This is a genomic window from Nonomuraea sp. NPDC004580 (assembly GCF_040609855.1).
Taxonomy (GTDB): Bacteria; Actinomycetota; Actinomycetes; order Streptosporangiales; family Streptosporangiaceae; genus Nonomuraea; species Nonomuraea salmonea.
Window position 1 is genome coordinate 13370 of sequence record NZ_JBEXLH010000003.1, and the last position, 19759, is coordinate 33128.

Annotated in this window: 18 protein-coding genes and 1 tRNA gene; 13 read left to right on the top strand and 6 right to left on the bottom strand. The window is 71.1% G+C overall.

From position 1 onward, the window contains the following. Positions 1 to 15 precede the first annotated feature (15 nt). From ABZW11_RS05305 to ABZW11_RS05340, 8 genes are all read left to right on the top strand, one after another. Entirely contained in the window at positions 16 to 3276 is a 3261-nt protein-coding gene (locus tag ABZW11_RS05305) for an Rne/Rng family ribonuclease (protein ID WP_355412883.1), read from the top strand. 217 nt (positions 3277 to 3493) lie between these two features. After that, entirely contained in the window at positions 3494 to 3796 is a 303-nt protein-coding gene (rplU, locus tag ABZW11_RS05310; protein ID WP_355412885.1) for a 50S ribosomal protein L21, read from the top strand. Positions 3797 to 3810: 14 nt separating this feature from the next. Further along, positions 3811 to 4068, top strand: coding sequence for a 50S ribosomal protein L27 (gene rpmA / locus ABZW11_RS05315; protein ID WP_012893687.1), 258 nt, complete (start codon positions 3811 to 3813; stop codon positions 4066 to 4068). A gap of 132 nt (positions 4069 to 4200) precedes the next feature. Next, the gene (obgE, locus tag ABZW11_RS05320; protein ID WP_355412887.1) at positions 4201 to 5553 is read left to right on the top strand and encodes a GTPase ObgE; all 1353 of its coding nucleotides are present in this window, start codon (positions 4201 to 4203) and stop codon (positions 5551 to 5553) included. A 155-nt stretch (positions 5554 to 5708) separates the two neighbouring features. Beyond that, the gene (gene proB, locus ABZW11_RS05325) at positions 5709 to 6836 is read left to right on the top strand and encodes a glutamate 5-kinase (protein WP_355413520.1); all 1128 of its coding nucleotides are present in this window, start codon (positions 5709 to 5711) and stop codon (positions 6834 to 6836) included. 22 nt (positions 6837 to 6858) lie between these two features. Further along, positions 6859 to 8133 carry a glutamate-5-semialdehyde dehydrogenase gene (locus tag ABZW11_RS05330; RefSeq protein WP_355412889.1) on the top strand — a complete coding sequence of 425 codons (1275 nt, stop codon included), beginning with the start codon at positions 6859 to 6861 and terminating at the stop codon, positions 8131 to 8133. Positions 8134 to 8183: 50 nt separating this feature from the next. After that, positions 8184 to 8360, top strand: a complete 177-nt coding sequence (locus tag ABZW11_RS05335) for a hypothetical protein (protein WP_345387938.1) — start codon at positions 8184 to 8186, stop codon at positions 8358 to 8360. Between the two features lie 82 nt (positions 8361 to 8442). After that, positions 8443 to 10338 (top strand): protein kinase, encoded by a 1896-nt coding sequence (locus tag ABZW11_RS05340; protein WP_355412891.1) that lies wholly within the window; start codon positions 8443 to 8445, stop codon positions 10336 to 10338. Positions 10339 to 10427: 89 nt separating this feature from the next. Here the strand turns inward: ABZW11_RS05340 and ABZW11_RS05345 are convergent, their stop codons facing one another. Next, entirely contained in the window at positions 10428 to 11450 is a 1023-nt protein-coding gene (locus ABZW11_RS05345; RefSeq protein ID WP_355412893.1) for a M48 family metallopeptidase, read from the bottom strand. Positions 11451 to 11546: 96 nt separating this feature from the next. Between ABZW11_RS05345 and nadD the strand changes: the two genes are divergently transcribed. From nadD to ABZW11_RS05365, 4 genes are all read left to right on the top strand, one after another. Continuing rightward, positions 11547 to 12164, top strand: a complete 618-nt coding sequence (nadD, locus tag ABZW11_RS05350; RefSeq protein WP_355412895.1) for a nicotinate-nucleotide adenylyltransferase — start codon at positions 11547 to 11549, stop codon at positions 12162 to 12164. Between the two features lie 102 nt (positions 12165 to 12266). After that, positions 12267 to 12662: a ribosome silencing factor gene (gene rsfS, locus ABZW11_RS05355; protein WP_355412897.1), complete on the top strand. Its 396-nt coding sequence runs from the start codon at positions 12267 to 12269 to the stop codon at positions 12660 to 12662. 46 nt (positions 12663 to 12708) lie between these two features. Next, the gene (locus tag ABZW11_RS05360; protein WP_355412899.1) at positions 12709 to 13338 is read left to right on the top strand and encodes a histidine phosphatase family protein; all 630 of its coding nucleotides are present in this window, start codon (positions 12709 to 12711) and stop codon (positions 13336 to 13338) included. 302 nt (positions 13339 to 13640) lie between these two features. Next, positions 13641 to 13713: transfer RNA gene (locus ABZW11_RS05365), tRNA-Ala, on the top strand. Between the two features lie 121 nt (positions 13714 to 13834). Here ABZW11_RS05365 and ABZW11_RS05370 read toward each other — a convergent pair. Beyond that, positions 13835 to 14812 carry a YafY family protein gene (locus ABZW11_RS05370; protein WP_355412901.1) on the bottom strand — a complete coding sequence of 326 codons (978 nt, stop codon included), beginning with the start codon at positions 14810 to 14812 and terminating at the stop codon, positions 13835 to 13837. Positions 14813 to 15078: 266 nt separating this feature from the next. Further along, positions 15079 to 15489 carry a hypothetical protein gene (locus tag ABZW11_RS05375; protein WP_355412903.1) on the bottom strand — a complete coding sequence of 137 codons (411 nt, stop codon included), beginning with the start codon at positions 15487 to 15489 and terminating at the stop codon, positions 15079 to 15081. A 79-nt stretch (positions 15490 to 15568) separates the two neighbouring features. Between ABZW11_RS05375 and ABZW11_RS05380 the strand changes: the two genes are divergently transcribed. After that, a complete protein-coding gene (locus ABZW11_RS05380; RefSeq protein ID WP_355412905.1) occupies positions 15569 to 16348 on the top strand; it encodes an NAD(P)H-binding protein in 780 nt (259 codons plus the stop codon). A 39-nt stretch (positions 16349 to 16387) separates the two neighbouring features. On the opposite strand, the gene ABZW11_RS05385 is transcribed toward ABZW11_RS05380, so the two are convergent. From ABZW11_RS05385 to ABZW11_RS05395, 3 genes are all read right to left on the bottom strand, one after another. Then, positions 16388 to 17107, bottom strand: a complete 720-nt coding sequence (locus ABZW11_RS05385; RefSeq protein ID WP_355412907.1) for a hypothetical protein — start codon at positions 17105 to 17107, stop codon at positions 16388 to 16390. A 42-nt stretch (positions 17108 to 17149) separates the two neighbouring features. Further along, positions 17150 to 18946 carry a Na+/H+ antiporter NhaA gene (gene nhaA, locus ABZW11_RS05390; RefSeq protein WP_355413522.1) on the bottom strand — a complete coding sequence of 599 codons (1797 nt, stop codon included), beginning with the start codon at positions 18944 to 18946 and terminating at the stop codon, positions 17150 to 17152. A gap of 66 nt (positions 18947 to 19012) precedes the next feature. After that, positions 19013 to 19702 (bottom strand): GAP family protein, encoded by a 690-nt coding sequence (locus ABZW11_RS05395; RefSeq protein ID WP_355412909.1) that lies wholly within the window; start codon positions 19700 to 19702, stop codon positions 19013 to 19015. Between the last annotated feature and the right edge of the window lie 57 nt (positions 19703 to 19759).

Sequence of the window (19759 nt, forward strand, 5' to 3'; positions counted from 1 at the left end):
CGGGAGAGCGCCCGCATGCTCGACAACGAGCCCAACGCCGGGGCCACTGGCCCTGACGGGGAGACAAATGAACAGCCGCAGGTGACCAAGCGTCGCCGCTCCAGCAGGCCCGCGGGTCCTCCGCCGGAGCTGCCGGAGGAGCCGGCGTCCGTGCCGGTCACCGTCGTCGCCGCCCAGGCGGCGCCTTCGGTGGCCGAGGTGCAACCGGTGCAGGTCAAGGCCGTCCAGCGTGCGGCGGGTGAGCCGGCGCCTGAGCTGCTCGCCTCCGCAAGCGACACGCCGGCGGTGACCACCGGTCCTGCCGGTACGGCTGCCGTCGTCACGCCTGCCGAAGCCAATGGCGCCGCCGGGGAGAGCCCGGTCGAGGCCGCCCTGGCCGAGAGCGTGGCCGAGAACGTTCAGGCGGCTGAGGAGAAGCCGAAGAAGACGACGAGGACGCGGTCCACCGCCACGACGACGCGGCGGCGGGTCACGAAGAAGGCCGCCGAGGCGGAGGCCGAGGGGGAGCCGCCCGAGGGTGAGGCTCCTGCGCCGGTGAAGCGGACCAGGACGCGTAAGAAGGCGGAGGCCGCTGCCGAGGCGCCGGCGGCAGGGGAGTCCGCCGTGGACGCCGGTGCGGCCGCGTCCGCCGGTGATGAGGCGGGTGCCCAGGGTGGCGTCGGCCAGGATGCCGGTGCTGTGGTGAGTGGTCAGGATGCCGGTGCCGCGGTGGGTGCCGGTGAGGCGACCGTCGTGGCCGGTGAAGGTGGAGGTGACGCTGAGGCGGCTCCGGCCGGGCGTACGCGGACGGCGCGGACCCGTACCAGGAGCACCACCTCGACGCGCCGCAGCAGGACCCGCGCCGCCGATGAGACCGCCGAGGGCGGGCCTGAGGCGGGCGCAGAGCCCGTCGCGGGGGCGCAGGCGGCGGCAGGCACCCAGGCGGCCGGTACGCAGGCTGAAGAGGCCGCTCAGGGCGTCGGCGGCCAGGCCGGAGAGCCGGCGCCGAGCGGGGACGCTCAGGCGGCCGGTGCGGGCGACGCGGCCGGTGCGGCCGAGCCGGTTGCGGAGAGTGCGGACGTCGACGAGCGGGATGAGGACATCATCGAGATCCTGCCCGAGGACGAGCCGCTCGACGACGAGCCCGCCGGTGAGGACCTCGACGAGGACAACGTGCGGCCGAGCCTGCTCGCCGACCCCTTCGGGCTGACCGTGCGCAGGGAGACCGAGCCGGGAGGCACCGCTTTCCGGCGGCCTGCGGCGATCTTCGAGCCGCTGTTCCAGGCGCCCGACCCCAGCAGGGCCAAGCCGGCCGTGACGCGCAAGCCCGAGCCGGAGCCCGAGCCCGAGCAGGAAGAGGTCGAGGAGGTCGTCGACGAGACGGCGACCGAGGAGGAGACCGACCTCGACACCTCCGACGAGCAGGAGGAAGAGGGCGGCAGCCGGCGCCGCCGCCGCCGCAGGGGCGGCAGGGGCCGCGGCAAGACGCGTGAGCGCGACGAGTCCGAGGACGCCGAGGAGTCCGAGGAGGAGACCGACGAGGAGCCGGCCGAAGAGGCGCAGGAGGAGGAGCAGTCCAGCTCGCGCCGCCGTCGCCGGCGCCGCCGCAGGGGCACCGAGGAGGGCACCGAGCCGGCCGGCGACGACCCGCCGAACACGGTGGTGCGCATCCGCGCGCCGCGCTCCGGACGTACGACGACGCTCGACACCGCCACCGACGGCGTGCAGAGCGTGCGCGGCTCCACCCGGCTCGAGGCCAAGAAGCAGCGCCGCCGCGAGGGCCGCGAGCTGGGCCGCAGGCGTCCGCCGATCATCACCGAGTCGGAGTTCCTCGCCCGCCGCGAGTCGGTCGACCGGATGATGGTGGTGCGCCGCCAGGGCGACCGTACGCAGATCGCGGTGCTGGAGGACGGCGTGCTCGTCGAGCACTACGTCAACCGCGAGGCCGGCCAGTCCTACGTGGGCAACGTCTACCTCGGCAAGGTGCAGAACGTGCTGCCGTCGATGGAGGCGGCGTTCGTGGACATCGGCAAGGGCAGGAACGCGGTCCTGTACGCCGGCGAGGTGAACTTCGACACCGTCGGCATGGAGGGCCAGCCGAAGCGGATCGAGTCGGCGCTGAAGTCGGGCCAGTCGGTGCTGGTGCAGGTCACCAAGGACCCGATCGGCCACAAGGGCGCGCGGCTGACCTCGCAGATCAGCCTTCCTGGGCGATACCTCGTCTACGTCCCCGACGGGTCGATGACCGGCATCAGCCGCAAGCTGCCCGACAAGGAGCGCAGCCGGCTCAAGAGCATCCTGAAGAAGGTCATGCCGGAGAACGCGGGCGTGATCGTGCGTACGGCGGCCGAGGGCGCCTCCGAGGAGGAGCTGGCCCGCGACGTGGCCAGGCTGTCGGCGCAGTGGGAGAACATCCAGAAGAAGGCCAAGTCGGCCAGCCCGCCCGAGCTGCTGTCGGCCGAGCCCGACCTGACGATCCGGGTCGTTCGCGACGTCTTCAACGAGGACTTCACGAACCTGGTCGTGCAGGGCGACGACGCCTGGGAGACGGTGGACGAGTACGTCAAGTACGTCGCGCCCCACCTGGGCGAGCGGCTGTCGAAGTGGGACGCCGAGCAGGGCGACGTGTTCGAGTCGTACCGGATCGACGAGCAGCTCGGCAAGGCGCTGGAGCGCAAGGTGTGGCTGCCGAGCGGCGGCTCGCTGGTGATCGACCGCACCGAGGCGATGACCGTCGTCGACGTCAACACCGGCAAGTTCACCGGCCAGGGCGGCAACCTGGAGGAGACCGTCACCAGGAACAACCTGGAGGCGGCCGAAGAGATCGTGCGCCAGCTCAGGCTGCGCGACATCGGCGGCATCATCGTCATCGACTTCATCGACATGGTGCTGGAGTCCAACCGCGACCTGGTGCTGCGGCGGATGCTCGAGTGCCTGGCCCGCGACAGGACCAAGCACCAGGTGGCCGAGGTGACGTCGCTGGGCTTGGTCCAGATGACCCGTAAGCGGGTCGGGCAGGGGCTCCTGGAGGCGTTCTCGACGCCGTGCGAGTGCTGCAACGGGCGTGGTCTGCTGGTCTCGACCGAGCCGGTCGAGAGCAAGCCGGAGCCGCGCGGCACGCAGGGCAAGATGGCGGTCGAGAAGGCGGTCTCGGACAAGGTTTCCGCGGCCAAGGACACCTCTGGCCGTGATACCGTGACCGGTGCGCTTGAAGACGTCCCGGCTGAGGACGACCAGGCAAACCAGACTTCCGGCAGGGGGCGGCGACGCTCGCGCCGAGCCAAGTCCGCCGAGTAGCACTCGGCGAGCTTCCGACGATCCGTCCGGTTCGCCTAGGGGCCCGTTAATCCGGTACCCTGGTGAACCGGTGCGTCAGGTGACGTGCCCTGTTGGCGCGCTTACTCGGTTCGTCGGTTTCAGACCGGCCGAATGACGGGCGCAGCATTCGGCGGCCGCTTCTCCGTGAGGCGGCTGATGATCGAAAGCAACAGTGAGTCAGTAGAAGGGTTCCGCGGTGTACGCGATCGTTCGTTGCGGCGGCAGGCAGCAGAAGGTCTCCGTCGGTGACGTCCTCGAGGTGGACAAGGTCGCCGGCGAGGTCGGCTCTTCGGTAGCGCTGCCGACGGTGCTCGTCGTCAACGATGGCGACGTGACCACCGAGGCGGGCAAGTTCACGGTCAACGCCGAGATTCTCGGCGAGACCAAGGGCCCGAAGATCCGCATTCTCAAGTACAAGAACAAGACCGGTTACAAGAAGCGCCAGGGTCACCGCCAGCGGTACACCCAGGTGAAGATCACCGGTATCGAGCAGGCCTGACGGGAGTTTGAGAGATGGCACACAAGAAGGGCGCGTCGTCCACCCGGAACGGTCGTGACTCCAACGCCCAGCGCCTGGGCGTCAAGCGCTTCGGTGGGCAGCTGGTCAACGCGGGCGAGATCATCGTCCGTCAGCGCGGCACCCACTTCCACCCCGGCGACAACGTCGGCCGTGGTGGCGATGACACGCTGTTCGCGCTGGCCGCCGGCCACGTGCAGTTCGGCGTCAAGCGCGGCCGGCGGGCCGTGAGCATCGTTCCCGTCGCGGAGTAAGGTTCCTCCTTCTCCTTCGACCTTTCAGGGGTGGATCGACACGTCGATCCACCCCTTTGGTGTTGGTACGGCCGTGCGGCCGGGTTGTGTGGGTATGAGATGCCTCCTTGGGGGGCGATGGAGGGATAAGGCATGCCGGACTTCGTGGACCAGGTGGTCCTGCACGTCAAGGCCGGTGACGGAGGGAACGGGTGCGCCTCCATCCACCGGGAGAAGTTCAAGCCGCTCGGCGGCCCCGACGGGGGCAACGGCGGGCGTGGCGGCGATGTCATCCTGGAGGTCGATCCCAACACGGCGACCCTGCTCGACTACCACCGGCGCCCCCATCGCAAGGCGCCCAACGGCAGGCAGGGTCAGGGCTCCAACCGCGACGGCGCCAACGGCGAGGACGTGATCCTCTCCGTGCCCAACGGCACCGTGGTCAAGGACGCGGCCACCGGTGAGGTGCTGGTCGACCTCGTGGGGGCCGGCACCCGGTACGTCATCGCGCAGGGCGGCCACGGCGGGCTCGGCAACGCGGCCCTGGCCACCACCAAGCGGAAGGCGCCCGGGTTCGCGCTGCTCGGCGAGCCGGGTGACGCGCTCGACGTGATGCTGGAGCTGAAGAGCGTCGCGGACGTGGCGCTGGTCGGGTTCCCGAGCGCGGGCAAGAGCTCGCTCATCGCGGCGCTGAGCGCGGCCAAGCCGAAGATCGCCGACTACCCGTTCACCACGCTGATCCCCAACCTGGGCGTCGTGACCGCGGGGGAGAACGTGTTCACCGTCGCGGACGTGCCCGGGCTGATCCCCGGAGCGTCGGAGGGCAAAGGGCTCGGGCACGAGTTCCTGCGGCACGTCGAGCGGTGCGACATGCTCGTGCACGTCATCGACTGCGCCACCATGGAGCCCGGGCGCGACCCGGTCACCGACTACGAGGTCATCGAGGCCGAGCTGCGGGCCTACGGGAAGCTTGCGGACCGGCCGCGGCTGGTCGTGCTCAACAAGGCCGACGTGCCCGACGCGCGGGAGCTGGCCGAGATGGTCAGGCCCGAGTTCGAGGAGCGGGGGCTCAAGGTCTTCACGATCTCGGCGGCCACGCACGACGGGTTGCGGGAGCTCGCGTACGAGATGGGCGAGTGGGTCGCGGCGGCCAGGGCCGCCAAGCCGGTCGAGGAGCCCACGCGGCTCGTCATCAGGCCCAAGCAGCTCGGGGACGCCGGGTTCCGGGTGCGGCGGGTCAACGAGAACCTGTTCCAGATCACCGGTGAGAAACCGGAGCGATGGATCAGGCAGACCGACTTCACCAACGACGAGGCCGTCGGCTACCTCGCCGACCGGCTGGAGCGGCTTGGGGTCGAGGAGGAGCTGGCCAAGGCCGGTGCCCAGGCGGGGGCCGAGGTGGTCATCGGGCCCATGGAGGGCGGCTACATCTTCGACTGGCAGCCGACGATGCGGGCGGAGTCCGTACGGCAGGGGCCACGCGGCACCGACAACCGCCTGGGCTGACCCGCGCCACAGGCGCGCGGCCGGGCTGATGCTCCGAGGTGATCTCCCGGAGATGGAGCCGGTTCTCGGGAGATCGTTCAGGGGCTGGGCGCGGGGGTGGAGTGTGTTCTTGGACGTGGTGCTCGATGCGGTCCGTCCTGGTGTGAGCGGATAGGCTGCCAGACGTGCGGGAACAGATCAGCTCAGCGTCGAAGGTCGTTGTCAAGGTCGGCTCCTCCTCGCTCACCACCCCCCAGGGCATGATCGACGTCGATCGCGTCGACGCCCTGGTGGACGTGCTGGCGGCGCGGCGCCGGGCCGGGACGCAGATCGTCCTGGTCTCCTCCGGAGCGATCGCGGCGGGTCTCGGCCCGCTCGGGCTGAGCGCGCGACCGCGCGACCTCGCCACCCAGCAGGCCGCCGCCTCCGTCGGCCAGGGCGTGCTGGTGGCCCGCTACACCTCCTCCTTCGCCCGCTACTCGCTGCGCGTGGGCCAGGTGCTGCTGACGGCCGACGACATGATGCGCCGCGCCCACCACGCCAACGCCCAGCGCACCCTCAACCGGCTGCTGGAGCTGGGCATCGTCCCCATCATCAACGAGAACGACACGGTGGCGACCGACGAGATCCGCTTCGGTGACAACGACCGGCTGGCCGCGCTGGTGACGCACCTCATCCACGCCGACGCGCTGGTGCTGCTGTCCGACGTCGACGCGCTCTACGACGGCCCGCCGAGCCGCAGCGGCTCGCGCCGGCTGGCCGAGATCCGCGGGCCCGAAGACCTCGCCGGGGTCGAGCTGGGCAAGAACGGCGCGTCCGTCGGCACCGGCGGCATGGTGACCAAGGTGCAGGCGGCCAGGATCGCGACCGGCGCGGGCGTGCCTGTGGTGCTCACCGCGGCCGCCCACGCGGCCCAGGCGCTGGCCGGCGCCGACGTCGGCACCTACTTCCACCCCGGCGGCCGCCACCCCGGCACGCGGCTGCTGTGGCTCGCCCACGCCACCACCGGGCGCGGCCGGCTCCACCTCGACGACGGCGCGGTGGAGGCCATCGTGGGGCGCCGCAAGTCGCTGCTGCCCGCCGGAGTGACGTCGGTGGAGGGCGACTTCGCGGCGGGCGATCCGGTGGACCTGTGCGCCCCTCGGGGCGCCGTGGTGGCGCGCGGGCTGGTGAACTTCGACGCCGTGGAGATCCCCGGCCTGCTCGGGCGTTCGACGAAGGAGCTGGCGAGCACGCTCGGTCCAGAATACGAACGCGAGCTCATCCACCGCGACGACATCGTCATACTGGAATCCCACAACTGAACGTTCCATCGAGGAGCACGCGATGTCCGAAGAGTTCCTGAAGGTCGCCCGCGCGGCACGAGAGGCCGCCGCCGAGCTGGCCCCGCTGCCGCGGGCGCCCAAGGACCGGGCGTTGCGCGCCGTCGCCGACGCCCTGGTCGCCCACGCGGCGGAGCTGGTCACGGCCAACGCCGAGGACGTCGAGCGGGCCAGGGCCCAGGGCACGTCGGAGGCGATGATCGACCGGCTGCGGCTCGACGAGGCGAGGATCGGCGCCATCGCCGAGGCCGTACGCCAGGTGGCCGACCTGCCCGACCCGGTCGGCGAGGTGGTGCGCGGCACCACCCTGCCCAATGGGCTCGAGCTGCGCCAGCTCAGGGTGCCGCTGGGCGTGATCGGCATCATCTACGAGGGCCGCCCCAACGTCACGGTCGACGCCGCCGCGCTCTGCCTCAAGAGCGGCAACGCGGTGCTGCTGCGCGGCTCCTCCAGCGCCTACTCCTCCAACACCGCGCTCGTCCGCGTCATGCAGGACGCGCTGGCGGGCACCGAAGTGCCGGCCGGGGCCGTCCAGCTCGTGCCGGGCCAGAGCCGCGACTCGGTCAAGGAGCTGATGCGCGCCCGCGGCCTGGTCGACGTGCTGATCCCGCGCGGCGGCGCGTCCCTGATCAACTCGGTGGTCGAGGAGTCCACGGTGCCGGTCATCGAGACCGGCGTCGGCAACTGCCACGTCTACGTCGACGCGGAGGCCGACGTCGACCTGGCCGTGCAGATCCTGGTCAACGCCAAGGCGCAGCGGCCGTCGGTGTGCAACGCCGCCGAGACGTTCCTCGTTCACCAGGACGTCGCCGACGCGTTCGTGCCCAAGGCGCTGGCCGCGCTGCGCGAGGCCGGCGTGACCGTGCACGGCGACGAGCGCATCGCCGGCTACGACGAGCAGGTCGTGCCCGTCACCGAGGACGACTTCTACGCCGAATACCTCTCACTCGACATCGCCGCCGCCGTCGTCGGCTCGCTGGAGGAGGCCGTGGCCCACATCAGGCGCTACGGCTCCGGCCACACCGACGCCATCGTCACCCGGTCGCAGGGGGCCGCCAGGCGGTTCGTCGCGCTCGTCGACTCGGCCGCGGTGGCGGTCAACGCCTCGACGCGGTTCACCGACGGCGGGGAGTTCGGGTTCGGGGCGGAGATCGGCATCTCCACCCAGAAGCTGCACGCGCGCGGCCCGATGGGGCTGCCCGAGCTCACCTCCACCAAGTGGATCTATACGGGTGAGGGGCATTTGCGCACGTCAGAGGGCACGGTGGTGGCCGGTTAGTCGGCGTGTCGGCCTGACCGGCGCCGGGTGGCGTCGCTTGACTGGGGCACATGGAAATCGTCGTCGCCCTCGTCTTCTCCGCCGCCGTGCTGTTCGGCGCCGACCGGCTGATGCTGTGGCTGGAGAGCCGCGGCCACGTCAACTGGCGCAGGAAAGGACGTCGGCAGCTGTCGGACGAGCCCACCGCGCGGCTCGACAGCATGCTCTCCGACCACACACGCCGATAAACCTTCGGCGTGCCGCACGCGGCGACACGCTCACCGGCGCTAGGGTTGTGTCCCTTATGGGCGCGCCGGGCGGGGAGGGACGGTGAGCAAGCTCGGCAAGGTCGGGCCGTACAGCCTGGTCGAGCGGCTCGGCCGGGGTGGCATGGGCGAGGTCTACCTCGCGACCACCCGCCGCGGTGAGCGAGTCGCGCTCAAGGTCCTGCACGACCTAGCCGAAGACGAGACCTCGCGCATCCGCCTGGAGCGCGAGGTGCGAGCGCTGCGCAGGGTCGAGAGCCCGTACGTCGCCAAGGTGCTCGACGCGGATCTCGACGGCGCGCGGCCGTACCTCGTGATGGAGCACATCGAGGGCGTCACGCTGCTCGAGCGGGTCCGCCAGAACGGGCCGCTCGACGTGTCCGACCTGGTCGATCTCGCCCAGGGCATCGCCGCCGCGCTGGCGATCATCCACGCGGCCGGCGTCGTGCACCGCGACCTCAAGCCGGGCAACATCATCATGGGCGCGCGGGGGCCCGTGCTCATCGACTTCGGCATCGCGCAGGTGCTCGACGCGACGCGGCTCACCATGACCGGTACGTTCCTCGGCACCCCCGGCTACACCGCTCCCGAGATCTTCGCCGACGAGCAGGTGGACTCGCCGGCCGACATCCACGCCTGGGCCGCGACGGTGGCGTTCGCGGCGACCGGGCGGCCGGCGTTCGGGCGGGGCACGGCCGAGGCGCAGATGTACGCGGTGCTCAACGGGCAGGCCGATCTCAAGGGCGTGCCGGTCGAGCTGCTGCCGCTGGTGCGCGCGGCGCTCAACAGGGAGCCGGGCAAGCGGCCCACGGCGGCGCTGCTGGCCGACCGGCTGTCGCGGCTGGCCAAGGCCACGAGCGCGGCCGAGCCCGAGCCGCAGGCCGCCGCCGGGCGTGCCGCCGACTCCGCGGAGGACACTCCTCCCAAAGGCACGGCCGTGCGCAGCAGGACGGCCGAGGAGGCGGCCACGCCGCGCGGCGAGGCCAGGGCCAGAAGCCGGCCCAACGCGGTGCCCGCCGAGGGCAAGGTGCCGCCGCCGCGCGGGCGCGGCAGCCGGGCGCTGCCTGAGAGCGGGCGTACCGGGCGTGCCGATGGCGGGCGTACCGGACGTGCCGCGCCTGAGAACGGGCGTACCGGGCGGGCCGTGCCGGAGCGTTCCGGGCGGGCCACGCCCGAGAACGGGCGGTCCGGGCGGACCGTGCCTGACAGCGGGCGGTCCGGGAACCGGGCCGTGCCCGACGGCGGAGGGTCGGCGCTCGCGCGGAGCCGGGCCGAGGGCAAGGTGCCGGCGCCGCGCGGGCGTACCGGAGGTGACGGCAAGAACACCGGGCCACGGGCCAAGGTCACCGCGTCGCGGCAGCGTACGGCGGCGGCCGTCAGGAGCAGGACGGCCACGCAGGACCGGCGAAAGGCCGCCGGGCTGCGCGGCGAGTCGCACACCACGCTGCCCGCGGGCAACGGGGCGTTGCTGCTGCTCGCGGTGCTGGCCGTGCCGTGCGTGGTGGTGTCGGTGATCTGGCCGATCGCCTCGATCGCCATCACGACCGCGTTCGTGGTGCTGACCAGGACCCTGTGGATGGGGCACTGGATGGTCAGGAAGCGCAGCTCGCGGCGTACGCGGGTGGCGCTGCGCGTGCTGTCCTTCCCGATCGCGCTGACCGGGGCGGCCTCGACCGCCGTCGTGTGGCCCGGCGTGCCCGTCGCGGTGGCGGCGGGCGGGGCGCTGTGGGCCGTCGGCGGCGGGGAGATCACCCCCGACTGGTGGCAGCAGGCCGCGCCCGTGACCGTGGCAGGCGTGGTGTTCGGGATGCTCTGCGGCGGGATCACCGGGCGCGAGATCGAGCGCATCGGTCAGCGGTTGCCCGATCTGCGCAGGGAAGGGCTGCGGGCGCTGGCCGTGCTGGGCGGTTTCGTCGCGCTGTGCGCGGCGGCCGTCCGCGCGATCGCGCTGCTGCTCTGATCGGCTGGGCCGGTGGTGGCCCGCCGCCGTGGTGCGGCGGGCCGGCGCGGCCGATCAAGCGGATCCGCCGCGCGGCGGCGAGGCGGTGCTCAGCCCTGGCCGCCGTCGCGGCGGGAGAAGCGGTTGAAGATGCGCTCGCCCGCGTTGACCGCGCCCTCGGCCACGTCGCGGAGGACGCCGATGAACGGGTCCTGCGACTGCTGCCACGACGCGCGGTAGGACTCGGCCGCCGCCTTGATCTCGTCGGTGACCCTGGCATTGGCGTCGTCCTCCCTGCGGGGGTAGTCGCCGCCGATGATCCGGTCGTATTCGCCGCTGCGCTGCCACTTGTCCAGCTCCGCAACGCGCACCACCGCGAACGGGTGGGTGGTGCCGAGCAGGTTGAGCACCTTGAGGAAGCCGTCGCGAAGGTCGCCCGCGGTGTCGTATTCCTGGTATTGCTCCAGGAACGCCTCGATGTTCATCTCGTGGGTGTAGTCGCCGCCCGCCAGCTTCATCAGCGCGCGTTTGGCCGCCTCGGGGTTCTGCCCGACGAGCAGGCCGCCGCGGTCGGAGGACAGCTCGGACTTGCGGTACCACTCCTCGAGGCCCGCGACGATCGCCCGCAGGCCGATGTAGCCGAGCGGGATCCAGGCGACGCGGGTGGCGAGGCGGGTGAGGATGTCGAGCATCGTCCGGTAGACCGCGTGCCCCGACAGGATGTGCGAGGTCTCGTGGCCGATGACGAAGCGCTGCTCCTCCTCGTTCATGAGGTTGAGCAGACCGGTGGTCACGACGATGAACGGGTCGTCGAAGCCGATGGCCTTGGCCTGGACCTGCGGGTCCTGCTGGACGTAGATCTCCGGGATGCGGTGCAGGTCGAGGGTGTAGGCGGCGTCGCGGCCCATGTCGTAGAGGGAGCGGAACTGGGTCTCGCTCACGCGTACGGCCGACGCGAGGTACATCAGGCGGAGCCGGCGCTCGCTGACGAGGCCGGACATCTGCTTGAGAACGGTGTCGAACCCACTCAACTTACGCAGAGCGACCAGGGCGGACCGGTCTGCGGGGTGTTCGTAGGCTCGGGACGAGATGCCTGGCAGTTGGACGCGGCTGCGGTCCGGGGTGGTCGTCATGCCCGGCATGCTACGTCCGCAACGGAAGTGATGCGCGGTCATCGCGCAGGGGGGTGCTGTCATGTTGTCCGGGAGCGTCCGCGTAAGGTCCGTTTCATGATGAACGCGCCTGGTGTGCAGGGGAAGCGGCGAGTAGGTGTGATGGGTGGGACGTTCGATCCCATCCACCACGGCCACCTCGTAGCCGCCAGCGAGGTGGCTCACCACTTCCAGCTCGACGAGGTGGTCTTCGTCCCGACGGGGCGGCCGTACCAGAAGTCGGAGCGCGAGGTGTCGGCGCCCGAGGACCGCTATCTGATGACGGTCATCGCGACCGCCTCGAATCCGCGCTTCTCCGTCAGCCGGGTGGACGTCGACCGGCCGGGACCGACGTTCACGATCGACACATTGCGCGATATTGCGGAAATTTACGGTCCTGAGGCTGATTTGTTCTTCATCACCGGCGCCGACGCGCTCGGGGCCATCCTCGACTGGCAGAGCGCCGACGAACTCTTCGAACTCGCCCATTTCGTCGGCTGCACCCGGCCGGGGCACACCCTGCACGACCCCGGCCTGCCGGAAGGCCGCGTGACCTTGCTGGAAATCCCCGCCCTGGCCATCTCTTCGTCCGAATGCCGCCAGCGGGTCGCAAAGGGCGAGCCCATTTGGTATCTGGTGCCCGACGGAATCGTTCAGTACATCAACAAGCGAGGGCTGTATCACGCGGCCGGATGAGCCTTCTCAGGGCGTCCTCGTGGCGTAGGTGAGGGGTTTCGGCCTGGAAGGGTACCCTCAACATAAGGGCATGCTGCCGACACAGGAGGACAGACCCGCATCGTGACCGCATCTGACAGATCCGTCCAGCTCGTGCGCATCGCCGCGGAGGCCGCGGCCGACAAGCTGGCCGATGACATCCTGGCCTACGACGTGAGCGAACAGCTCGTCATCACCGACGCCTTCCTGCTCTGCTCCGCCACCAACGACCGTCAGGTCCGCGCCATCGTCGACGAGATCGAGGAGCGGCTGCGCACCGAGGCCGACGCCAAGCCCGTGCGCCGTGAAGGCGAGCGTGAAGGGCGGTGGGTGCTGCTCGACTACATCGACATCGTCGTGCACGTACAGCACGAAGAGGACCGTACGTTCTACGCGCTTGAGCGCTTGTGGAAGGACTGCCCGGCCATCACCCTGCCGGAGAGCGTCATGCAGGCCAACCTCCAGCGGGCGCGCGCGTGACCGACCGACACAACGTGGAGTCTCGTGCCGATTGCGAGCAATCTGCATGAGCAAAAGGATCGTGTGTCTGCGTCACGGGCAGACTCTGTGGAACGTCGAGCAGCGTTTCCAGGGCCACTCCGACATCCCCCTCGACGAGACCGGTGTCGCGCAGGCCGCACGCGCTGCCTCGCTGCTGGCCTCGCTGCGGCCGACCATGATCGTCTCTTCCGACCTCCAGCGGGCCAACGACACCGCGCTCGCCCTCGGCCGGATCGTCGGGCTCGACGTGGCGATCGACAAGGACTTCCGCGAACGTGGCGGTGGTCAGTGGGAAGGCCTCACCCGGGAGGAGATCGCCGCACGGTGGCCCGAGGAGTACGCCGCCTGGGAGGCGCCTGACGGCGAACCCGTCACCGACGTCGCCACCCGGGTCGCCGGAGCCATGCGGCGCTGGGCGGCCCGACTGGACGACGACGGGCTGCTCGTCGTGGCCTCGCACGGGGCCGCCCTGCGGCTCGGCATCTGCGAGCTGCTGGGGCTTCCCGAACAGCTCTGGCCAGCCTTGGGCGGGCTGGGGAACTGCTCGTGGTCCATGCTGCAGGAAGGGCGTCGGGGGTGGCGGCTGCTCGAACACAACGCCGGCACTCTGCCTGAGCCGGTACGCAGCGATGACAAACCGGATGCGGAGGTATGACCCGCCTGGGAGTGGTTCCTGGGCGGCTGACCCGCAGGGTCCGGCCGGAGCGACGGCCGGACCCGGCCACATCATGCCCGGGCAGCTTTTGATGCCGGGTCATCGGACGATGTCCGGCTGTGGTCGGTGTCCGGTTCATGGTGGGTGTCCGGCGCGGGTCGGTGTCCGGCATGGGTTGATGTCCGGCATGGGTTGGTGTGTGGTTGAGGTGCGGGTGTGGGGTGGGTGGCGATTAGGTGAATGGGGGCGGATGGCTATATGCTCTCGGAGCGCCGCAACGGGTGGACTCGGAGCGGTGACCAGGGGCTATGGCGCAGTTGGTAGCGCGCCTCCATGGCATGGAGGAGGTCTGGGGTTCGAATCCCCATAGCTCCACCCCTTTCGCGTCAGGGTCGCTGAGTTTTCAGCGGCCCTTTTCGTATACGGTCGGGGTCGATCCGCGAAACCTGGGATGCTGCGCCGAGATTCCGTCCAGAAGTGTGACATCGCGCACGCGTCAGGGCGGGTTGTAGCGGGCGGACAGTTCGTACGTCGTCTCGGCCAGGCGGTCGCGCAACTCGGGCGGTGACAGCACTTCCGCGTCGGTGCCCAGGCGCAGGAACTCGCCCACAGCGTGCTCGATCGACTCGATCGGCACCGTCACCCGCGTCCAGCCCTCCTCGTCGGGCGGCGACGCGCTCTCCCTGGCCGCCGCCACCACGCCCGGCGTCATCAGGTCGGCCAGGCGCTCCACGCCGCGCGGTGACAGGCGTACGACCGCCTCGCCCCAGCGCAGCCGGGACTCGAACTCGGCGAGGTAGCCCTGCCAGTACGCCGCCAGGTCGAACGCCGGAGGCCGGGTGAACGTGCCGGGCAGCTGACGCAGGTCGAGGATCTGCGAGACGCGGTACGTGCGTACGTGCTCGCCCGCCCGTGCCACCAGGTACCAGCGCCCGGCCTTGACGACCAGCCCGTACGGCTCCAGCCGCCGCTCCACCTCCTGCGGCGCCCGCCAGCGCCGGTAGCGCACCCGGATCGGACGCTCGTTCCAGACGGCGTCGGCCACGGCCGGCAGATGGGCCACCGGCTCCCGGTCGCGGTACCAGGTGGGGGCGTCGAGATGGAAGCGTTCCTGGATGCGTCCTGCGCGGTCGCGCAGCTCGACCGGCAGCGCGGCCATCAGCTTGAGCTGTGCGGCCGTCACCACCGCCCCGAGGCCCAGCTCAGCGGCCGGGCCGGGCAGGCCGGCGAGGAACAGGGACTCCGCCTCGTCGGCCGTCAGGCCGGTCAGGCGGGTGCGGTAGCCGTCGAGGAGTTGATATCCGCCTTTGGGGCCCGCGTCGCCGTACAACGGGATGCCCGCCGCGTGGAGGGACTCGACGTCGCGGTAGATCGTGCGTACGGACACCTCCAGCCGGTCGGCCAGCTCCTGAGCGGTCATCCGGCCGCGCGTCTGCAGCAGCAGGAGGATGGACACGAGGCGGGAGGCGCGCACATCGCTGACACTACCTGTCAGTGACCCGGGCCTACCGCGCCCGCATGAACGACTTCGACTTTCTCGCCGGTCGCTGGAACGTCACCCGCCGCCGCCTCATCAAGCCCCTGTCGGGAAGCGACGAATGGGAGGAGTTCCCCGGGTTCGCTGTGGTGACGCGGCACTTCGATGGCGCGGCCGGCGTGGATGAGATCGCGTGCCCGACCAAGGGGGTTCAGCGGGATGACCGTGCGGGTGTACGACGAGCGGGCCGGGCAGTGGGCCATCTACTGGGCGAACGGCGCCACAGGCCGGCTGGACACCTCGGCCATGGTGGGCGGGTTCGAGGGGGATCGTGGGGAGTTCCATGGTGAGGAGAGCGTGGCGTTCGCGGCGGCCGGGTGGGGGAGGGCTCCTGACATGGTGTCGGCGTTGCTGCGGATCCACAGGACGACGGCGACGGCCACGGCGGCGATCAGCAGGACGAGCCCGCCCGCCACGATCACCCACCACCAGGCGGACCTGGGCGGCTTGGTCTCGTAGACGGGGACGTCGGGGAGCATGTCGGGCGTGTAGGGGAGGCGCTGTGTGTAGGGCGACTCCGGCGGGCCCTGCGGGGGTGGGGGCGGATGCGGGAAGCGGTGCCTGATCGTCTGGTTGGGGTCGGGCTCGTGCGGGCCGGGTTGCTCTCGCGTCATGATCCCCTCGGACGATCGTGCGCAGTAGGGATTTACGCCCACATTGTCACACTTCTCCTGGCTGCGTCGTCCAGCCTGCATGAAAACTGTTCTGGTGACCGGAGGCAGCGGGCGGCTCGGCCGGGTCGTGCTGGAGAAGCTGGTAGAGGCGGGGTACGACGTACGGGCCGCCAGCCGGGTGCCCAGGGCCGCGGCCGGGGGCGTGCGGTGGGTGGTGGCGGATCTGACCACCGGGGCCGGCGTGGCCGAGGCCGTGTCGGGGGCCGACGTGGTGCTGCATCTGGCGTCGGCCCCGTACAAGGGGAGGTACACCCGGCGGGTGGAGCTCGACGGCACGGCGGCGCTGCTGGGGGCGGCTCGGGCGGCCGGGGTGCGGCATCTGGTCTACGTCTCGATCGTGGGCGTGGATCGGGTGCCGTGGGGATATTTCCGGACGAAGGTGCAGGCTGAGCGGCTCGTCCGTGACGGTGGAGTGCCGTGGACCATCCTGCGGGCCACCCAGTTCCACGAGTTCGTGGCGGCCGGGCTGCAGGGGATGGCCAGGTTCGGTTTCATGGTCGCTGACCAGGGCGTCCCCATGCAGACCGTGGACGTCCGGGACGTCGCCGGGCACCTCCTCGCGCTCGTCGCTCGCGGGCCCGGTGGCACGATCGAGGAGTTCGGCGGGCCCGAGGTGCTCACCATGGAGGACGCCGTACGGCGGTGGCAGCGGGCGCGCGGGCAGCGGCGGCCGGTGCTCCGCCTACGGCTGCCCGGCACCTCGGGGCGCGCCTTCCGCGCCGGTCACCTCACCACCGAGGCACATCCCAGAGGCACGATCACCTGGGACGACTACCTGGGCACACCCACACACCCCTGAACGACCGCCTCAGGCGCTGTTCAGGATGGCGGCTGCCCGTCAGGACGGGGGCTGCTGGTAGCCCTGGGCCGGTGGCTGCCAGCCCTGCTGAGGCGACGATCCGCCGGGCTGCTGATCGGGTGCTTGGCCGGGCTGCTGCGGCGCCCAGCCGGGCTGCGGCTGCCCACCCTGCGGCTGACCAGGCTGCCCCTGCTGGCCGGGCTCGGGCTGCCACGGAGCCTGGGCGCCAGGCTGGGAGGCGGGCTCGGACGGCCACGAGCCTTGCCGGCCGGGCTGGGGCTGCCAGGCGGGCTGCTGGCCCGGGTGGGTGGGCTGCCATTCCGGGTGGTGGCCTGGGTGGGTGGGCTGCCATTCCGGGTGGTGGCCCGGCTGCTGGTGCTGGCCGGCGTGGGTGGGCCAGGGCTGAGCGGGCGAGGACTGGGCGGGCGCGCCGGTGGGCTGCGGGGTGCGGCGGGCGACCACGCCGAAGACCAGCAGGGCCGTGCCGGCCACCTGGAGCACGACCACGAGCAGGTTGCTGAGCGGCAGGAGGACCTCGTACGCGCTGGCCCCCATCGTGCGTACCAGCGTGGTGACGGAGAACAGGATGGCGGCCTGGATGACGGCTCCGATGAGGAGCACGACACATCCGGCGATGCCGAGACCGGCCCCCCGTCCGTGATCCTTCCTGCGCATCGCCATCATGACGATGCCACCGCCCAGAACGATGACCATGAGGAGCAGATTCGCGAGGTTGATGATGACGTTCAGCTCGGTCATCCGGTGAGATCTCCAAAAGGGGACGAAAGTGACCCGACGACGCTACGCGGACTGGCGGAGATCTTCCACCGCACGTGTGATCGAGTCGAGGTCGTGGCCGCCTTCGTACCGTACGCCGTTCAGGAAGAGCGTGGGCGTGCCGCGCACCCCGCTCGCCTGTCCCGACTCCTCGTCCACGGCGACCCTGGCGACGTGGCGCGGCACGTCCGCCCAGGGGTCGACGTCGAGCTGGGCGGCGTAGTGCTCCAGGTCGGCGTCGGTGAGGAAGCGCTGGTTGGCGTAGAGGATGTCGTGCATCTCCCAGAAGCGGCCCTGGTCGGCGGCGGCCTCGGCGACGATGGCGGCCGGGGCGGCGCGCGGGTGCAGGGTGCGGATCGGGAAGTGACGGAAGACCATCCGCACGTCGGGGTTGCTCCTGCGGACCTCCTCAAGGATGGGCTGGAGGCGGCCGCAGTAGGGGCATTCGAAGTCGCCGTACTCGACGATCGTGACGTTGGCTTCGGCGGGCCCGCGCACGTGGTCGGCGGGCCCCACGGGCACGGCGAGCGTCTTGGGGAGGTCTTCTGACGGCTCGGCGTCGGGCGGCGCGCACACGCCACCGCGGTCCCACGCGAGGCGGAAGATCACCCAGCCCAGGACGGCCGACAGCAGCGACCCGGCCAGGATGCCGATCTTCGCCTGGTCGTGCAGGGCCGAGTCGTCGAAGGCGAGGTCCACGATGAACAGCGAGACGGTGAACCCGATGCCGGACACCGCGGCCCCGCCGAGCAACTGGCCCCACACGAGGTTGCCGGGCAGGATGCCCCATTTGAGGCGCAGCGGCAGCCAGGTGCCGAGCGCGATGCCGACGAACTTGCCGAGCACCAGCCCCAGCGCCACGCCGATGGCGATCGGCGAGGTCATGGCCGCGCTCAGGGTCTCTCCGTCGAGCCGCACCCCGGCGTTGGCCAGCGCGAAGATCGGCACGATGACGTAGCTGCTCCAGGGGTGCAGACGCAGTTGCAGCCGCTCGTTCACCGACACGGCACGCTGGACCCGCCGCGTGGCCTCTCTGGCGGCCTCGGCGGTGGGCGAGCTGGTGAACCCCTGAACGGCTTCACCGGCCAGCAGCAGCTTGTGGTCGGTGGGGGCGTAGACGAAGACGAGGATGCCCAGCGCGATGCCGACCAGCGTGGGGTGGATGCCGCTCTCCAGCGTGGCCACCCACAGTGCGAACCCCAGCACGATGTACGCCGGCGCCCGCCAGATCTTCAGCCACCGCAGCGTGAGGATGGCCGCGAGCAGCACCACGGCGGAGAGCAGGGCGGGCAGGGACAGGGAGTCGGTGTAGAAGATCGCGATGATCATGATCGCGAGCACGTCGTCCACGATGGCCAGCGTCAGCAGGAAGGCGCGCAGCGGCTCGGGACACCGGGCCCCGACCACGGCCAGCACGCCCAGCACGAACGCGGTGTCGGTGGCGATCGGCACGCCCCAGCCGGACGCGCCGGGCCCGCCGAAATTGAGCGCCAGGTAGACGGCGGCGGGGAAGAGCATGCCGCCGAACGCCGCCACCGCCGGCACCGCGAGCAGCCGCCGGTCTCTGAGCTGCCCGAGCCGCACCTCGTAGGAGACCTCGAGGCCGATGAGGAAGAAGAAGACGGCCATGAGGCCGTCGTTGACCCAGTGGCGCAGGTCGAGCATGAAGTGGGCGTCGCCGAACGACAGGCCGGTGTTGATGTGCCAGAACGCCTCGTAGCTGTCGCCCCAGGGGGAGTTGGCCCACAGCAGGGCCACCACCGTGGCGACGAGCAGCACGGTGGTGCTGCCCGCTTCCGTACGGAAGAACGCCCGCAGCATCTTCACCCCCCGAAGCCCGATCTTAGGCGGGCCCGAGCAGCAGATGGAGCGCGCCCCCTGGGGAGGCTAGGAGGGCTGGAAGAACAGGGAGAAGGCGGCGTCGCGGGCGAGCAGGAACCCGATGATCGCCAGCGCCCAGCCCACCATCGACGCGGAGTGCTTGGCGAGCCAGGCGCGCAGCCGTTCCAGCTTGGGCTCCAGCCAGCCGCCCGCCGCCGCGCGCAGCGCCATGAGCGCCAGCGCGGGCACGATCATCACCAGCACGTACGCCCCCAGCACCGGCAGCCACTGCCCGGCCGCCAGGCCGGCGCTCGTCATCATCCCGACCGCCGCGAGGTACGGCACCATCGTGGCCACCTCCAGGGCCCCGGCCGTCAGCCCCAGCAGCACCATCGTGCGCGGCCCGCCCGTCCTGGGGACGAACGTGCGCTCGGGCCGGCCCCGCTTGGCCCGCCGCTTCGCATCGAACCTGAAGCTGAGCGCGAACAGCCCGACGCCGGCCGCGAGCTGCACGATGGAGGCGGTCCTGCTCTGCAGCGCGTCGCCGAACGCCTCCATGAAGGCGCTCGCGCCCAGCATGAGCGCCACGCCGACCAGGAAGTAGAAGCCGGCCACGGTGGCCAGGTAGATCAGCAGCCGGCGACCCCGGTCGCGGTCGGTGCTCAGCAGCAGGAAGACGGGGATGCCGAGGGTGCCCAAGCTCGTGCTGTCGATCACCGCCAGGGCCGCGAGGGTGAGCAGCAGTGCGATGGTCATGGGGACAAGTGTGCGGAACGCGTCCCCCGGCCTGCCTCCTCCGGCGGAGTGAACCCG

Excerpts from the sequence above, each read along its gene's own strand:
- ABZW11_RS05335 (WP_345387938.1), top strand. The coding sequence starts at position 8,184 with ATGGAAATCGTCGTCGCCCTCGTCTTCTCCGCCGCCGTGCTGTTCGGC.
- ABZW11_RS05380 (WP_355412905.1), top strand. The coding sequence starts at position 15,569 with ATGAAAACTGTTCTGGTGACCGGAGGCAGCGGGCGGCTCGGCCGGGTC.
- nhaA (WP_355413522.1), bottom strand. The coding sequence starts at position 18,946 with ATGCTGCGGGCGTTCTTCCGTACGGAAGCGGGCAGCACCACCGTGCTG.
- ABZW11_RS05395 (WP_355412909.1), bottom strand. The coding sequence starts at position 19,702 with ATGACCATCGCACTGCTGCTCACCCTCGCGGCCCTGGCGGTGATCGAC.
- rpmA (WP_012893687.1), top strand. The coding sequence starts at position 3,811 with ATGGCACACAAGAAGGGCGCGTCGTCCACCCGGAACGGTCGTGACTCC.
- ABZW11_RS05305 (WP_355412883.1), top strand. The coding sequence starts at position 16 with ATGCTCGACAACGAGCCCAACGCCGGGGCCACTGGCCCTGACGGGGAG.
- ABZW11_RS05360 (WP_355412899.1), top strand. The coding sequence starts at position 12,709 with ATGAGCAAAAGGATCGTGTGTCTGCGTCACGGGCAGACTCTGTGGAAC.
- ABZW11_RS05375 (WP_355412903.1), bottom strand. The coding sequence starts at position 15,489 with ATGACGCGAGAGCAACCCGGCCCGCACGAGCCCGACCCCAACCAGACG.
- ABZW11_RS05345 (WP_355412893.1), bottom strand. The coding sequence starts at position 11,450 with ATGACGACCACCCCGGACCGCAGCCGCGTCCAACTGCCAGGCATCTCG.
- ABZW11_RS05385 (WP_355412907.1), bottom strand. The coding sequence starts at position 17,107 with ATGACCGAGCTGAACGTCATCATCAACCTCGCGAATCTGCTCCTCATG.
- ABZW11_RS05330 (WP_355412889.1), top strand. The coding sequence starts at position 6,859 with ATGTCCGAAGAGTTCCTGAAGGTCGCCCGCGCGGCACGAGAGGCCGCC.
- nadD (WP_355412895.1), top strand. The coding sequence starts at position 11,547 with ATGATGAACGCGCCTGGTGTGCAGGGGAAGCGGCGAGTAGGTGTGATG.
- obgE (WP_355412887.1), top strand. The coding sequence starts at position 4,201 with ATGCCGGACTTCGTGGACCAGGTGGTCCTGCACGTCAAGGCCGGTGAC.